Genomic DNA, 16,417 nt, shown 5'->3' with positions numbered 1-16,417 from the left:
GCCATGAAATGACGCCGCGATATAGCGGCGCTGAGGGACGACGTTGCTGAACAAAATGCAGGACAGCGTATCGGATCATACCGATGCCGACGACCGTGAAAGCGGTCGACGGCATCGTATTCATCCGCTGACGATTGTCCGGCGTATTTTCGGCAATGCCGTGTTTTCCAGCCTCACCCGGCGTATCCTATTTTTCAACGTCGCGGCGACCGTGGTTCTCGTCGGTGGTATTCTCTATCTCAATCAGTTCCGCGAAGGCCTGATCGATGCGCGTGTCGAAAGCCTTCTGACACAGGGAGAAATTATCGCAGGCGCGATTTCGGCCTCTGCATCTGTCGACACCAATTCCATCACCATCAACCCTGAAAAGCTGCTGGAATTGCAGGCGGGTCAGAGCATCACGCCTGTGCCCAACGATGAAGACCTGAGCTTTCCGATCAATCCCGAGCGTGTAGCACCCGTCCTTCGGCGGTTGATTTCACCAACCCGCACCCGTGCCCGTCTTTTCGATGCGGATGCCAACTTGTTGCTGGATTCGCGCCACCTTTATTCACGCGGCCAGGTTTTGCGCTACGATCTGCCGCCCGTCGTGCAGGAAACGCAGACATGGAGCGAGTGGTTCGCCAGTGTCTTCAATCGCATGCTCCAACCCAGCAGCTTGCCGCTCTACAAAGAAACGCCGGGCGGCGATGGCTCCATCTACCCGGAAGTGATGAACGCCCTAACCGGTGTTCGCGGTGCCGTGGTGCGCGTTACGGAAAAAGGCGAACTGATCGTTTCCGTTGCCGTTCCTGTGCAGCGCTTCCGTGCGGTGTTAGGCGTGTTGCTTCTATCCACGCAGGCTGGTGATATCGATAAGATCGTGCATGCCGAGCGTCTCGCCATCATGCGCGTTTTCGGCATTGCTACCCTCGTCAATATTGTTCTGTCGCTGTTGCTTTCCTCCACGATAGCAACGCCGCTGAGACGCCTGTCGGCGGCAGCGATCCGCGTGCGACGCGGTGCGAAAGCACGTGAGGAAATCCCGGATTTTTCGGCGCGACAGGATGAAATCGGCAACCTTTCCATCGCTCTCCGCGAGATGACCAACGCGCTCTATGATCGCATCGACGCGATCGAAAGTTTTGCTGCAGACGTTAGCCACGAGCTTAAAAACCCGCTGACATCCTTGCGAAGCGCCGTCGAAACCCTGCCTCGGGCCAAAACCGAGGAATCCAAACAGCGCCTGACTGAAATCATCTTTCATGATGTGCGCCGTCTGGACCGTCTCATTAGCGATATCTCGGATGCCTCGCGCCTTGATGCCGAACTCGCCCGTGCCGATGCTTCGCCCGTCGATCTGGAAGTGCTGCTCGGCAATCTGGTCGAGATATCCCGCCAGATCAGCGCCAAGAAAAAGAAGGTCACGATCGATTTGACCGTCGATCATAAGCCAGGCACCAAGGTCAGCTACATCGTCAACGGCCATGATCTTCGCATCGGCCAGATCGTGACCAACCTCATCGAAAACGCCCGCTCCTTCGTCGACAGCGATAATGGCCGGATTTTCGTACATCTGTTGAGGCAGAAAGATCGCTGCATCGTGCGCGTTGAAGACAATGGCCCCGGCATTCAGGCCGAAGACATCGATCGAATTTTCGAACGTTTCTATACCGACCGCCCTTCCGCCGAAGGTTTTGGCCAGAATTCCGGGCTCGGCCTTTCCATCAGCCGACAGATTGCAGAAGCGCATAACGGGACTTTGAAGGCCGAAAACATCATCGACAAATATGGCGTCATCTGCGGTGCACGTTTCAGCCTGTCGCTTCCACTTGCGCAAGCCAATGAGCGCTGAGCGAACCAATATTCACGCGACCGCGATCGTAGTCGGGCAGACAGGCCTCCTCTTTGTCGGCCCATCCGGCAGCGGAAAAAGCGAGCTTGCATTCAGTTTTCTGACAGAGGCTCAGCGCTGTGGCCTGTCAGCAGTTCTCTTGGCGGATGATCAGGTCTTTATCACGATCCGCGACGGGATCGTGATTGCGGAACGACCCGAGCCGATTGCGGGACTTTTGGAACTGCGCGGCAGCGGCATTATTTCCATGGACAGCGTGGCAAAAGCGCAGATGCATTATGCCATCACATCTGCCCTACACCCGGAAAGCCCCCGTCTGCCGCCTGAAAATGAAATGATGGAGTTTGTCGGCGGTGCCCATCTGCCCTTACTGCATATTCCGCGCGACAGCATCATGCCCTATGGAAAATTTGCTGCACTTGCTCAGAATCTTTTCATAACCAAGGGAATGTGAATGGAAAACCGGCAATTTGGGGCTTGCGCTTCGTATTTTCCTCATCAAGATGTGCCCCCACCGATAGACATGATTGCGGCATTGCGATAGTCGGCAATCAAGGTGCGTGCGAAAGGGAGCATTTAATGATCGGACTAGTGCTTGTCACCCATGGCAAGCTGGCTGAGGAATTCCGACACGCGGTAGAGCATGTGGTCGGTCCTCAGAAATTGATCGAGACAGTTTGTATCGGTCCCGAAGATGACATGGATCAACGTCGGCAGGATATTCTCGATGCCGTAGACCGCGCCGATGACGGCAATGGCGTCATTATTCTGACCGATATGTTTGGTGGTACGCCTTCCAATCTGGCCATTTCCGTCATGCATAATGGCAATGTCGAGGTCATCGCAGGCGTCAATCTACCCATGCTGATCAAACTTGCGGGCATTCGCACCGAAGATAACATGGAGAAGGCCTTGCAGGAGGCCTCGGATGCTGGCAGAAAATACATCAATGTCGCCAGCCGCGTTCTCAGCGGCAAGTAAAAAAGTTCATTTGAATGTCGCCTCTTTCGCGGGAATTGCTGATTGTCAACAAGCGCGGCCTTCATGCCCGAGCGTCTGCGAAATTCGTGCAGATGGTTGATGGTTTCGACGCAGAAATCACTGTCTCCAAAGATGGCATGACCGTTGGTGGCACTTCCATTATGGGCCTGATGATGCTGGCTGCCAGCCCAGGCTGCACTGTCGTTGTCGAAGCCAGCGGCAATCAGGCGCAAGAGGCATTGTCAGCACTTGAAGCGCTAGTTGCAGACCGTTTCGGCGAAGAGGTTTGATAACCACGCATATAAAGACATAAAGACTTCTTTATATCATTATTGCCAGATTGATCCCAGCCTGATAAACCGCAGCTATCTTTAAGGCAGCGGTTCGTCCCTGCCACCTTTGAGCAGGAGATACTTATGAGTGCTGAAAAAGATTACATCGTTGCCGATATCAACCTGGCCGCCTACGGCCGCAAGGAACTCGACATCGCCGAAACCGAAATGCCGGGCCTTATGTCCTGCCGCGAAGAATTCGGCCAGACCAAGCCTTTGAAGGGTGCACGGATCTCCGGCTCCTTGCACATGACCATCCAGACAGCTGTTCTCATCGAGACGCTGAAGGAACTGGGCGCTGACATTCGCTGGGCATCTTGCAACATTTTCTCCACCCAGGACCATGCGGCAGCGGCCATTGCCGAAACCGGTATTCCGGTGTTCGCAGTCAAAGGTGAAAGCCTCACCGAATATTGGGAATATACCGACAAGATTTTCCAGTGGACCGATGGCGGCTTCTCCAACATGATCCTAGACGATGGCGGCGATGCCACCATGTACATTCTGCTCGGCGCGCGCGCGGAAGCTGGCGAAGACGTTCTGTCCAAGCCTGATTCCGAGGAAGAAGAAATCCTCATCGCCCAGATCAAGAAGCGCCTTGCCGCCTCTCCGGGCTGGTTCACCAAGCAGCGCGATGCCATCAAGGGTGTGACCGAAGAAACCACGACAGGCGTTCACCGCCTCTACGACCTCAGCAAGAAGGGTCTGCTGCCTTTCCCTGCGATCAACGTCAATGACAGCGTGACCAAGTCGAAGTTCGACAACAAGTATGGCTGCAAGGAATCGCTGGTTGACGGCATTCGTCGTGCCACCGACGTGATGATGGCAGGCAAGGTTGCCGTCGTCTGCGGTTACGGCGATGTTGGCAAGGGTTCTGCTGCTTCGCTTCAGGGCGCTGGCGCTCGCGTCAAGGTCACGGAAATCGATCCGATCTGCGCGCTGCAGGCTGCCATGGACGGTTTTGAAGTCGTTCGTCTGGAAGACGTCGTCGCCTCGGCTGACATCTTTATCACCACCACCGGCAACAAGGACGTCATTCGCATCGAGCATATGCGCGAGATGAAGGACATGGCCATCGTTGGTAACATCGGCCACTTCGACAACGAAATTCAGGTTGCTGCTCTCAAGAACCTGAAGTGGACCAACGTCAAGCCGCAGGTAGACCTCATCGAGTTCGCCAAGGGCAACCGCATGATCCTTCTGTCGGAAGGCCGTTTGCTCAACCTCGGCAATGCTACGGGTCACCCATCCTTCGTGATGTCTGCGTCCTTTACCAACCAGGTTCTGGGCCAGATCGAGTTGTTCACGAAGCAGGGCGAGTACAAGAACGACGTCTACGTGCTGCCAAAGCACCTGGATGAGAAGGTTGCGCGTCTGCATCTTGAGAAGCTGGGCGTGAAGCTGACAGAACTTTCTGATCTTCAGGCAGATTATATTGGCGTGTCCAAGACAGGTCCATTTAAGGCTGAACACTACAGATATTGATTTTATGGTTAATATCCACAATTAATGTACTAGATATGGATATGGCGGGCTTGACAAAGTCCGCCATATCTTTTTGCACCCTCCCTTCACGGGGGTTTCCGAAGGCGGTATTGTCACAAGACTTGATTCGTGCGCGGGCATAGCGTGCGGAAATGGGATGTCTTGTCGAGAATGCGGCACATAGGACGGAGACAGACCGGGGATGACGGTAGACGATTCACGCGCGCAAAAGCGGGCGAAAAACCACCATGAGCCGGGCAGCTTGGATGCGCCGGTGCGTAGTCGCTTGAAAGCCTCGCTTGCGGGGTCAGTGAGCGTTATTCGCAAAAGAGCGAAGACACTTTCCGTCCTGATGACGGGAACTGTCTTGAGCGGCTTTGCGACAGTTGCGCAAGCACAGCAAAACACGGTTTTGCAGACTGGAGAACGCCTGTTCTCGTCCTCAGAAACCATAACCTATTCATTGTTTATCGGTGTCGTTTCAGCGACGCTATTTTCCATCGTCTGGCTTGTTCGCCAACGTGGAAACATCGAAGCTGAGACCAACGAATTCAAAGCGGCGCTCTCCGAAGCCAATGCAAAGATTTCGAAATACGAAGCACTGATTGCGGATAAGTCGCGCCGTATCGTGATCTGGGAAAGCTCGAGCCAAAGAGCGGAATTCATAGGTCAACTACCACCAGAAACTGGGGTACCACAGGCCGATCACGATTTTCTGGCCTTCGGTCGCTGGCTTCGGCCGGCGTCCGCTGCTCCGCTTGAAAAAGCCATTGAAAAACTGCGCAGCCACGCGCAGAGTTTCGACCTGACCGTCGAGACGCAGCGCGGCGAGGTGATAGAGGTTCAAGGTCGCGTGTCCGGCGGCAAGGCATTTGCCCGTTTTGTGGCGCTCAATAATCTGCGTGCAGAGCTTGCCAATCTTAAAGTCGAGCGTGAGCGGTTGGTATCGTCGATCTCGACATTCCAGGATCTTCTCGACAGTATTGAGCAGCCCGTCTGGCGACGCAATTCCGATGGTGCACTGACATGGGTGAACCACGCGTATGCACAGGGCGTGGACGCCCGCAACCCACATGAGGCCGTCAGCGAACAGCGCGAGTTGCTGAACACTGTCACACGCCAGAAAATTCGCGCGAGCGCCACACCTGAATCACCCTATCATGACCGCATCTCCACCGTCGTTTCCGGCAACAGAACCTTTTTCGATGTTGTCGATATAAAAACGCCGGGCGGTTCCGCGGGCATAGCCATCGACACGACGGAAGCCGAAACCGTGCGTGAAGAGTTGAAACGCACCCTTAAAAGCCACGCCGAGACACTGGATCATCTGGCAACACCGGTCGCGATCTTCGATGGCCGACAGCGCCTGCAATTCTACAATCAGGCCTTCGTCAGTCTCTGGGGTGTCGATCTTGTTCTGCTGGAATCCAAACCGGATAATTCCGAGCTTCTGGACCGCCTGCGCTCCGATGGCAAACTGCCGGAACAGTTGAACTGGAAGAGCTGGAAAGAGACGGCTCTCGCTGTCTACCGTTCCCTCGATACGAAAACAGATCTCTGGCATTTGCCGAACGGACAGACGCTGCGTGTAATCGCAACAGCGCATCCGCAGGGCGGCGCAACCTGGGTCTTTGAAAACCTGACCGAGCAGGTCGACCTGCAAATGCGCTACAACACGCTGGTTAAGGTTCAGGGTGAAACCATCGACCATCTTTCCGAAGGTGTAGCCGTGTTTGGTGCAGACGGACGCATCCGCCTGTCGAACCCCGCCTTCCGCGCGCTGTGGGCCATCACCGGCGAAGAAGCCGAGGCTGGTAAGCATATTCGCTCCATAGAAGAAGCCTGCTCGCAATCCTATGAAAAGCCGGATGGCTGGCGCGCTTTCAGCCAGTTCATCACGAGTTTCGATGATGAACGCCTGTCGAAACAGGGCACGCTCGAACTTTTGTCAGGCCTCGTGCTGGATTACGCGATTATTCCTTTGCCGGATTCTCAAACCATGCTGACCTTCGTCAACATGACAGACAGCGTGCGTGCAGAACGGGCACTGAAGGAAAAGAACGAAGCGCTGCGCAAGGCCGACGAGCTTAAGAACGACTTCGTCCAGCACGTGTCCTACGAACTCCGGTCGCCTTTGACCAATATCATTGGCTTTACGGATCTCCTGAAAACGCCCGCCATCGGTGATCTCAGTGACCGTCAGGCGGAATATCTCGATCACATCTCCACGTCTTCATCCGTACTGCTGACAATTGTGAACGACATTCTTGACTTGGCGACTGTTGACGCAGGCATCATGCATCTCAACTATACCGAAAACGATCTGAACGAACTTCTGGCCGATGTGTCGGTGCAGATAACGGATCGCTTGCAGGAAAGCGGTGTTCTGCTGGAGATCATCGCCCCTGCGCATTTGGGTGCAATCGTTGCCGACCATCAGCGTCTGAAGCAGATTCTCATCAAGCTTTTGACCAATGCCGCAAACTTTGCACCCGAGGGATCGGCTATTACGCTGACGTGCCAGCGCAGCGAAGGCGACTTCGTTTTCTCAGTGGCAGACCAAGGACCAGGTATCCCGGAAGACATGCTAAAAACCGTCTTCGACCGCTTCTCGACACGTGGCAATGGCGGACGCCGCACTGGCGCTGGCCTTGGCCTTTCCATCGTTGAAAGTTTTGTCAGTCTCCACAGCGGTAATGTCACCATCGACAGCCGCCCCGGTGAAGGCACCGTGGTCAGTTGCCGCATTCCATCCGGCTCACATCCGCATTCCATCGCCGCAGAATGAACGAGACGGTTCCGCCTATTTCCATTTTCCTCGCCGATGAAGCCGAGACGATCCGGCTTGGCGAGGAGTTGGCGCTGACCGTACAGCCCGGCGATTGCATTGCGCTGATCGGCGATCTCGGTGCCGGGAAGTCAACGCTGGCGCGCGCGCTGATCCGTGCAATTGCCGGTGATCAATATCTCGAGGTACCCAGTCCGACCTTCACCATCGTCCAGTCCTACGATCTCCGGTTTCCCGTCGCGCATCTCGATCTCTATCGCTTGTCTGATGCCTCCGAACTGGATGAACTCGGCATTGACGAGATGCTGACCGATGGCGTTTGCCTGATCGAATGGCCGGAGATGGCGGCAAATGTATTGCCCAATGACAGCACGATCACGCTGCGCCTGACCCACCAGAGCGAAGGACGTGTGGCGACCATCGATGCACCGCCGAGGCAAAGAGCGCGGTTTGAGCGAGTACTTGCGATCCGCGATTTTCTTGATCAAAACGGCAAACAGAACGCCTCCCGTCAGTATTTCAGCGGCGATGCCGCCTATCGCACCTATGAGCTGGTAAGCGACATCAAGGGCCAATCCCTGCTGATGGATTGGCAGCCGCCCCCAAAAGGGCCAGTCATCAAGGATGGCAAGACCTACGCCGAAATCGTGCATCTCGCCCGCGAGGTCACCCCCTTCGTTGCAATCGACAACTACCTCTCAGCCAACGGCTTTTCCGTACCCGCCATCCTAGCGCAGGATCTGGAGCGCGGCATTCTGCTTCTGGAGGATATGGGTCGCGATGGGGTGTTGGATGCCGAGGGCAATCCAATTGAGGAGCGCTATCTGGCAAGCGTCGCTTGTCTCGCAGCGTTGCATGATGCCTACGCTTCTGGCGATATCACTCTCACGAATGGCACGACCTATCAAGTGCCGCGCTTCGACGCGGATGCGATGAAGATCGAGACATCGCTGCTTTTGGATTGGTACCTGCCGTATATTCATGACGCAGAAATCGATAACAGTGAGAGGCAGGGCTTCTTTGCCGTATGGGACCAGTTAATCGAAAAGCTCGATAATGCGGAAACCGGGCTTTTGCTGCGAGATTTTCATTCGCCCAACATAATCTGGCAACCCGAGAAAACCGGCACTGACCGAGTTGGGATCATCGACTTTCAGGATGCTATGATAGGGCCGAAGGCTTACGATCTGGCGTCCATCATTCAGGATGCGCGGGTTACGATTTCACCTGATATGCAGGCGCGGTTGATGGCGCACTATCTCGGCATCAGGCGCAACAACCCTGCTTTCAATGAAGCATCCTTCCTGAGAGCTTTCGCGATCATGGCAGCCCAGCGCAATTGCAAGCTGGCGGGAATCTGGGTGCGGTTGATGAAGCGGGACGGCAAGCCGCATTATATGAAACACATGCCACGCACATTCGCCTATCTGGGCTCAGCGCTGGAACATCCCGATCTCGACATCCTGCGTTATTGGTTCGAGCGTGCAGGCATCGATATCCACAAAGAGTGAAGTGTCTCCCATGACGATCAGACAAGCGATGGTGCTGGCGGCGGGTCTGGGTACCCGAATGCGGCCGATTACCGATACGATTCCCAAACCTCTGGTCAAGATCGCCGGGCGGCCGATGATCGATTACGTCATTGATGTGCTTGTTGAGGCCGGGGTCGAAACTATCGTCATCAATGTGCACCATCATGCCGACAAGATGGTCGATCATCTTGAGACGCGTAAAGACGTTAAAATCCTGATCTCGGACGAACGGGAACAGTTGATGAATTCCGGTGGCGGACTGGCCAAGGGCTTGAAACAGCTGGAACCTGGGCCCGTTATCGTGATGAATGCCGACCTGTTCTGGGTTGGCGAAACGCCTGATGAAAACACTAATCTGCAGAGGCTTGCACATTTTTTCGACCCTGAGACCATGGACATGGCGCTGCTCTGCGTCGACATGGACCGGACGACTGGCCATAACGGCAAAAAGGATTTCAACCTCGCCGATGATGGGAAATTGACTCGCTACAACGAAGGTGAGCCGCGTCCGGTGGTTTATGCCGGTGCTATCGCCATGGATACGCGGCTCCTGGAAGACGCGCCTACAGATGCCTTCAATCTCAACATCTATTTCGACCGTGCCATTATCGGAAACAGGCTTTTTGGCCTGTCACTTTCCGGTCAATGGATTACTGTCGGCACGCCGGATGCTATAGAAGATGCGGAACGAACCATCGCAGCCCTCTAAAGCAACCGAATAGTGAGATGACCCATTGGCGCACGCCAAGCGTATTCTAACCATCGCCCCCGGAACGCCTTTCCTCAGAACGCTGGCAGCAGCACTATGCGATGGCAGGCTGACACCCGGCTTTCGTTACGATGCCGCTGATCCGCTGTCGCTGGCCAAGGTCACTATCTACGTTCCCACCCGCCGTTCGGCGCGTGTACTGCGTTCGGAATTCGTGGATCTGCTCGGCGGCCAGTCGGCCATTCTGCCCATCATCCGTCCCTTGGGCGAGACCGATGACGATAGCGGCTTCTTCGATGTCGAAACGCCCGCAACCATCGATCTCGCGCCACCCATTTCCAGCACGGCGCGACTGGTCGAACTTGCACGCCTGATCCTTGCCTGGCGCAACAGCCTGCCGGATGCGATCCGCGCCGTTCATTCCGATTCGCCGCTGGTCGCCCCCGCAAGCCCGGCCGATGCCATCTGGCTGGCACGCTCGCTGGGCGAAGTCATCGACGCCATGGACACGGAAGATCGGGATTGGGATGCGCTCTCCAAGCTCAACACCGCCGACCATGCGCAATGGTGGCAATTGACCGCCGATTTCCTGAAAATTGCCAGCGTCTTCTGGCCCGCACGGCTAGAAGAACTCAACAAATCCTCAGCCGGGCGGCACCGCAACGCCATTTTACGCGCGGAAGCCGAGCGGTTGACAAAGATCGGATCGGACGATCCCATCATCGTTGCTGGCTCCACCGGCTCCATCCCGGCAGCGGCGGACCTGATTGTATCAGTCGCGGCCCTGCCTCAGGGAACCGTCGTTCTGCCGGGCCTAGACATAGACATGCCCGAGGACCAGTGGCAGTCGATCAATGAAAGCCCTGACGATCCGTCCAGCCGCACGCATTCGCAATATGGCCTGTTCATCCTGCTGCAAAAGCTCGGCGTATCGCGTAACGAGGCCGAGCAGATCGGTGTGCTGGACGCCGACCTGCAAAACCGTGCCGCGATCTTTTCCACGGCCCTTGCCCCGGCCAAGGCAACCAGCGAGTGGAATGAATGGCGCTCCGAAAAAAGCGATGCATTTTTCGATGAGGCCTTCGCCACCGCGTCTATCATAGAAGCCGCCAATGAACGCGAAGAGGCAACGGCCATCGCCATTGCCCTTCGCCTGGCGCTCGAAAAGCCCGGCATAGGCGGCCAATCACAGGCGGCACTGATTACCCCGGACCGTGGGCTTGCGCGCCGCGTCGCGACAGAGCTTGCCCGCTTCGGCATCGAGGCCGACGATTCCGCTGGTACGCCGCTGTCAGCCACGCAGCAGGCTGGTCTGTTGATGCTGGCGCTCGAAGCCATCTTGCGTCCCGGTGATCCCGTTGCGGTCATGTCTCTGCTCAAACACCCCCTCGCCCGCTTCGGTCTTGGCGAAGCAGACGTGGGCCAGGCCGTTGCCGGCCTGGAACTGCTGGCGTTACGCGGTGGTCGCACAGAAACGACGCTCGACACGTTGGAAACCCTTCTGCAACAGCAAATCGCCCTCCAGACCGACGACAGGCATCCGCCGCAATGGCGGAAATCTCTGACTGAGGGCACTGCCATCGTCGCTGCCGATTTGGCCCGTCAGATCAAGAGGGCCATCGAACCGCTGGATGCGGCTTTTGTCCGCAAAGACCCCATCAGTGGCCGTTTAACGGCGCGGCTTACGCTGGCCGACTGGGCAGAGCGAACAGGGCGGGTGATCGAAGCCATATGCATCGATGAAAAAGGTGATCTGGCCAATCTCTGGTCGCATGAGGCGGGCGAAAAACTGTCCGGTCTTCTTTCGGAGTTGATGGAGTGCGGCAGCGTGCTGGAAGCCAACGGTCCGCAATGGATCGACATCATGACGGCGCTGATTGCTGGCGAATCGATCAAGCCTCGCGCCATGCGCCACCCTCGTGTCTTCATTTTTGGTGCGCTGGAAGCCCGTCTTCAAAGCGTCGATACCGTCATCATCGGCGGCTTGAACGAGGGCATATGGCCCGGCCAGACAGCCAACAATCCTTTCCTGTCCCGTAACATGAAAACCGCCATCGGGCTCGAGCCACCGGAACGACGCATCGGCCAATTGGCGCATGATTTCGAGATGGCGAATGGCACGCGACATATTTTCTACACCCGCGCTCTGCGCCAGGGCTCCACCCCCGCCGTCGCCTCACGCTGGCTGCAACGGCTTCTGGCGCTGGGCGGGGAAGAGTTTACCGAGACATTGAAGGCACGTGGCACGGCCTACCGCCATTGGGCTACCATGCTGGATGAAGGCGATAGCCAGCAAGCCGCCAAGCGTCCTGCACCTACACCGCCGGCAGAGCTGCAACCAAAATCCTATTCCTTCAGTGAAGTTGGAAGGCTGCGGCGCGATCCCTATTCCATCTATGCGCGACGCATCCTGAAGCTTGATCCGCTGGATGAATTCAACCGTGATCCGGGTGCTGCCGACCGTGGAACACTCTATCACCGCATCATGGAAACCTATTCCCGCGAAGAACATGTGCCCGGTACGCCCGCTGCCGAAGAGGCAATGTCCAGGGTGCTGCATGCCTGTTTCGATGCGGAAAACCTGCCACCGCATATCGATGTGGTCTGGCGGCCTCGCTTCGAAGCTGTCGCGCGCGAGTTTCTGAAATGGGAAAAAGATCGTCGCGCACTGGTCAAGCGCAGCCACATAGAGGCGAGGGCCGGGCAGGAAATTCCGGAAGCGGGCATTCGCCTGACCGGCGTCGCCGACCGCATCGACATCAAGACATCCGGCAAGGCCGATATCATCGATTACAAGACCGGACTTTCGCCTTCCGTCAAACAGGCGCGTTCGCTGCTTGATCCGCAATTGGCGCTGGAAGCGGCGGCGCTGATGCGCGGTGCCTTCCGCGATACGGGCTCTCCGACACCGGAGGATTTGATCTATGTGCGCCTGCGCCCAGGCGAGCGCTTTGGCACGGATACGATCAACAACGAACACACCAAGGCAACAGCCAAAACCGCGCCGAAATCGGCAGTGGAGCTGGCGAGTGATTCCCTCGACCAACTTGCCAAGTTCTTGATTTCGCTGCGCGAAGGCAAAAACGGCTTCGTTTCGCGGCTGATTCCCGAAGAGCAGCAGGCCTATGGCGGCGAATATGACCACCTTGCCCGTGTCTCCGAATGGTCGACGGCAGAACCGGGAGATGGCGATGCTGAATGACATCATCGATCACGGCCCTGAGCAGGACGATCCGAAAAGCTGGATCGACTGGACGAGCGCGCAGCAGACCCGCGCGTCAGACCCCACCAGCTCCGCCTGGGTGTCGGCCAATGCCGGGTCTGGCAAGACTCACGTTCTGACGCAGCGGGTGATCCGCCTGCTTCTGGCCGGATGCCGCCCATCCGCGATCCTTTGCTTGACCTACACCAAGGCGGCGGCATCGGAGATGTCGAGCCGTGTGTTCGACCGTCTCGCCGACTGGGCTACACTCTCCAACGCCGATCTCAGTGATCGCATCACCGCCATCGAAGGCCGTGTTCCCGATCTCATTAAGCTGAAGGAAGCACGGCGGCTGTTTGCCAAGGCGCTGGAAACGCCGGGTGGCCTGAAAATTCAGACCATTCACGCCTTTTGCGAAGCGCTGCTGCACCAGTTTCCGCTGGAAGCGAATGTCGCCGGGCATTTCTCGGTACTGGATGATCGTGCCGCAAGCGCGCTGTTGGCAGAAGCGCGCCGCACGCTGTTGACCGCCGTCTCCATGGAGGCAGATCAGCCGCTGGCGCACGCGCTGGCTTACGTTCTCGATATCGCCGATGAGACCGGGCTGGAGGCGCTGCTCGGCGCCATCGTTTCCAACCGCAACGCGCTAAACGGCTTTCTTCAACAGGCACGCCAGAGCGGTGGAGTCGATGCCGCGCTGCGGGCCAAGGCAGGGGTTGGCGCGGAGGAAACAGAAGAAACGGCAGCGGCGGCCTATTGGCCCCTGCCCGGTCTTTCCGGCCTGTCGATGGAAACCTACCTAACCCTGAGCGACGAAATCGGCGGATCGCGTGTCATCGATGTCGCCTACGCCCTTCGTGAAGCCGCACGTACGACAGATGTTTTCAAGCGCGTCGAATTCATTGAAGCTGCTCTTTTGACCTCGCAAGGCGCGCCGAAGTCCGACGCTTACGTTATCAACAAGGCCATGCAAAAGTCTGCACCCACCCTGCTGGACAACCTGACAGCGGCTCGTGCCCATGTCGTCGCCTGCCGAGATCGATACCGCACCATCCGCATGCTGGAAGCGACCAGACATGCGCTGACTCTCGCAGAACGGTTGATCGGTGATTTCGAGGATTTAAAGAAACAGCGCAGCCAGCTGGATTTCGAGGATCTGATAGAGCGCGCTGCGACGCTTTTGAATCGCGATACGGCCGGAGCCTGGGTTCACTACAAGCTGGATCAGGGTATCGATCACATTCTGGTGGACGAAGCGCAGGACACCAGCCCTGTGCAGTGGTCCATCATCCAGTCGCTGGCGGCTGATTTCTTCCATGGTCACACGGCGCGTGAGGGGCGGCGCACAGTATTCGCCGTAGGTGACGAGAAACAGTCGATCTACTCCTTCCAGGGCGCGCGGCCGGAACGCTTTTCGCAGGAAAGCCGGGAAACGCAGCGGCGCGTCACCGCGGTGGAACAGACATTCCATTCCGTCCGTCTACCCCTGTCCTTCCGCTCCACAGACGATGTTCTTGCCGCCGTCGATCAGGTCTTTTCCCTGCCAGAACATGCGGAGGGGTTGAGCGCCGAGAAGGAGCCCGTCGAGCACCGCTCCAACCGCCAAGGACAGGCAGGTACCGTTGAACTGTGGGACATGATTGCCGCCGAGCCGGTGGAAAATGAAGAGGACTGGACGGCACCCTTCGATGCGCTGCGCGAAAGCGCCCCGCCCGCCATCGTCGCGCGCCGCATCGCAGCGCGAATCGCTGAGATGATCGGCAAGGAAACGGTGGTGGAAAAGGGCGTGGAACGCACTATCGAGGCGGGTGATATTCTGGTTCTGGTCAGAAAGCGCCACGCCTTCGTCAACGCGCTGACCCGCGAGCTAAAACAGCGAAAGAACATTCCCGTTGCCGGTGCGGACCGCCTGCGGCTGACCGACCACATCGCCATTCAGGATTTGCTGGCGCTTGGCCGCTTCGTGCTGTTGCCGCAGGACGACCTGTCGCTATCGGCACTGCTGAAAAGCCCGCTGTTCAATCACTCAGAAGAAGACATCTTCGAGATCGCCGCCAAACGCCCGCCGGATACCAGCGTCTGGCAGTATTTGCGAGCGGTATCAGAACAGCCGGAAGGGAGCCATTTCACGGTTTCCGTGGCCCAACTTCTACACTTCATCGAACTGTCAAAAACGCAGACGATCCATGACTTCTTTGCTGCCGTGCTGACCCTGCATGAAGGTCGAGCAAAATTCCTCGGACGGCTGGGCAATGAAGCCAGCGACGTTATGGACGAATTTCTGTCCTTCGCGCTCGATCATGAAAGGACCGGCCTTCCGGGCCTGCAATCCTTTATTTCCGTGATGGAAACCGACGCGCCTGAAATCAAGCGCGAACAGGACAAGGAACGCGGCGAAGTCCGCATCATGACGGTGCATGCCTCCAAGGGTCTTGAAGCGCCCGTTGTTTTTCTGGTCGACGGCGGCTCGAAGGCTTTCATCCACAGCCATCTGCCGAAACTGCGTTTCATCGAAACCCATGATGCTTCGCTACCCATCTGGTTGCCGGGCAAAGGTTTTGACAATGCGCTGGTGTCGAAAGATGAGGACCGACTCAAGCTTTCGGCTGAGCAGGAATATCGCCGTCTTCTCTACGTGGCGATGACGCGTGCTGCCGATCACTTGATCGTCTGTGGCTATCGGGGCCCCCGGGAAAATCTCGATTGCTGGCATGCGATGATTGCGCGTTCGCTGGCGGCGGATGAAACCCGCTGCAAACGCCAAGGTTTTTCCGCAGGCGGCGAAGACTGGGATGGTCTCTTGTGGCACTCGACCAGCCGAGACGCCAAGGCAATCACCAAAACCGAACCGCTGCCCCTTCCCGTTCGGGAGGTGCTGCCACTTTCGCTGATGCAGCCTTTGGCTCCACCACCAGCTCTGCCGCGTCCGCTCAGCCCTTCCGGTGCCGGAACGATCATCGATGACGGATCCGAGGACCTGCTGGTCACTTCACCGCTATTTGCCAAACAGGAGGTCTCATCCGGCCTTGCCTTGCAACGCGGCAAGCTGGTGCACCGGATGCTGCAGACATTGCCGGAATACCCCTTGGAACAGCGCGACGATGCTGCCCGCCGGTATGCGGAACGCGCCGCCCGGTTCTGGCCGGAGACGGACCGCGAAAATCTGATTCGCTCGACGCTTAACGTTCTGTCAGCACCCGCGCTCAAATCTGCTTTTTCCAACAATAGTCGCGCGGAAATCTCCATCATGGGAACCTTGCGGTTGGGCACGAAGGATTACGCGGTCTCCGGTCGGATCGACCGGCTGGCGGTGGAAGGCGACCGGGTCATTCTGGTCGATTACAAAACCAACCGCGTGCCGCCGGAGAAAGATGCCGACATATCTCTGGCGCACAAGGCACAGCTTGCCATTTACAAGAGCATTCTGGCGCCGCTTTATCCAGGCAAGACCTTTACATGCGCTCTGGTCTACACGGAAAACGCTTCATTTGTGACGCTCAGCGACGATGCGCTTGCCGCCGCCCTTGCCGCAATCGAGACAAAGTGAGATACCG

Annotated in this window: 10 protein-coding genes; all 10 read left to right on the top strand. The window is 57.2% G+C overall.

Annotated features, from left to right (window positions below):
- The first annotated feature begins 55 nt into the window (after positions 1-55).
- The gene (locus ATO67_RS07390) at positions 56-1,834 is read left to right on the top strand and encodes a stimulus-sensing domain-containing protein (RefSeq protein ID WP_425352189.1); all 1,779 of its coding nucleotides are present in this window, start codon (positions 56-58) and stop codon (positions 1,832-1,834) included.
- Positions 1,824-2,288 carry an HPr kinase/phosphorylase gene (locus tag ATO67_RS07385; RefSeq protein ID WP_067646152.1) on the top strand — a complete coding sequence of 155 codons (465 nt, stop codon included), beginning with the start codon at positions 1,824-1,826 and terminating at the stop codon, positions 2,286-2,288. The genes ATO67_RS07390 and ATO67_RS07385 overlap by 11 nt, the downstream gene beginning before the upstream one ends.
- A gap of 125 nt (positions 2,289-2,413) precedes the next feature.
- On the top strand, positions 2,414-2,815 hold the full coding sequence (locus ATO67_RS07380; protein ID WP_067646150.1) for a PTS sugar transporter subunit IIA: 402 nt from the start codon (positions 2,414-2,416) through the stop codon (positions 2,813-2,815).
- A 14-nt stretch (positions 2,816-2,829) separates the two neighbouring features.
- Positions 2,830-3,105 carry an HPr family phosphocarrier protein gene (locus ATO67_RS07375; protein ID WP_067646147.1) on the top strand — a complete coding sequence of 92 codons (276 nt, stop codon included), beginning with the start codon at positions 2,830-2,832 and terminating at the stop codon, positions 3,103-3,105.
- A 126-nt stretch (positions 3,106-3,231) separates the two neighbouring features.
- The gene (ahcY, locus tag ATO67_RS07370; protein WP_067646145.1) at positions 3,232-4,632 is read left to right on the top strand and encodes an adenosylhomocysteinase; all 1,401 of its coding nucleotides are present in this window, start codon (positions 3,232-3,234) and stop codon (positions 4,630-4,632) included.
- 352 nt (positions 4,633-4,984) lie between these two features.
- On the top strand, positions 4,985-7,420 hold the full coding sequence (locus tag ATO67_RS07365; RefSeq protein ID WP_245303916.1) for a sensor histidine kinase: 2,436 nt from the start codon (positions 4,985-4,987) through the stop codon (positions 7,418-7,420).
- Positions 7,417-8,931, top strand: a complete 1,515-nt coding sequence (tsaE, locus tag ATO67_RS07360; protein WP_067646139.1) for a tRNA (adenosine(37)-N6)-threonylcarbamoyltransferase complex ATPase subunit type 1 TsaE — start codon at positions 7,417-7,419, stop codon at positions 8,929-8,931. The genes ATO67_RS07365 and tsaE overlap by 4 nt, the downstream gene beginning before the upstream one ends.
- Positions 8,932-8,941: 10 nt before the next feature.
- Positions 8,942-9,661 carry a nucleotidyltransferase family protein gene (locus tag ATO67_RS07355; RefSeq protein ID WP_067646137.1) on the top strand — a complete coding sequence of 240 codons (720 nt, stop codon included), beginning with the start codon at positions 8,942-8,944 and terminating at the stop codon, positions 9,659-9,661.
- A gap of 25 nt (positions 9,662-9,686) precedes the next feature.
- A complete protein-coding gene (addB, locus tag ATO67_RS07350) occupies positions 9,687-12,863 on the top strand; it encodes a double-strand break repair protein AddB (RefSeq protein WP_067646135.1) in 3,177 nt (1,058 codons plus the stop codon).
- A complete protein-coding gene (addA, locus tag ATO67_RS07345; RefSeq protein ID WP_067646298.1) occupies positions 12,853-16,410 on the top strand; it encodes a double-strand break repair helicase AddA in 3,558 nt (1,185 codons plus the stop codon). The genes addB and addA overlap by 11 nt, the downstream gene beginning before the upstream one ends.
- Positions 16,411-16,417 lie beyond the last annotated feature (7 nt).

Origin of the sequence: Agrobacterium bohemicum, assembly GCF_001562555.1 — a bacterium.
Taxonomy (GTDB): domain Bacteria; phylum Pseudomonadota; class Alphaproteobacteria; order Rhizobiales; family Rhizobiaceae; genus Agrobacterium; species Agrobacterium bohemicum.
This window is presented reverse-complemented; position numbering and strand designations above follow the sequence as displayed.